Raw genomic sequence first — 531 nt, 5'->3', positions numbered from 1 at the left:
GTCCAGCCCCGGCACCCCGGAGGTCTCCGGACCGAGCTCGTGCCCGGTCTCCCGGACCGCGTCCCGCAGCCCGACCACCAGCACCCGGTCACCCCGCTGGAGCTTCAGTCCCGGCTCGACCTTGAGCACCTGCTGCCCGCGCTTGACCCCCTCGATCGAGGCGTCCTGCCGGACCGCCTCCTCCAGCTGTTGCAGGCTGGACCCTTCACCCTGCGAGACCAGGTAGGTCCGGCCCACCAGGCCGGGCAGCGCGGCCGTCTCCCCGGCCTCCAGCCCGCCGCCGGCGCCGCGCATCTTGTCCCACAGCTCGCGGGAGGCCTCGGCCAGGTTGATCCGCATCAGCATCGGGAAGAACTGACTGGTCAGCAGGACGATGCTGATCAGGCCGAACAGGTAGCAGACCGAGTACGCGGTGGCGACGTGCGCCTGCAGTTCGGAGGACTGGTCCGCGGTGACCCCCGGCAGCTTGCCGATCCCCTCCTGCGCGGTGCCGACCACCGCCGACTCGGTGGCCGAACCTGCCAGGATGCC

General features: G+C 71.8%; 1 protein-coding gene. It reads right to left on the bottom strand.

Translation table 11 applies throughout. The annotated features are described in order from the left end of the window. The coding region (locus ABD323_RS45140) for a TrkA C-terminal domain-containing protein (RefSeq protein ID WP_344447740.1) at nt 1-531 on the bottom strand (531 nt) is incomplete at both ends.

Source organism: Kitasatospora nipponensis (assembly GCF_039528135.1).
In the GTDB taxonomy this organism is placed as follows: Bacteria; Actinomycetota; Actinomycetes; order Streptomycetales; family Streptomycetaceae; genus Kitasatospora; species Kitasatospora nipponensis.
Note: the sequence above shows the minus strand (reverse complement) of the source record. Positions and strands in the feature narration are given on the sequence as shown.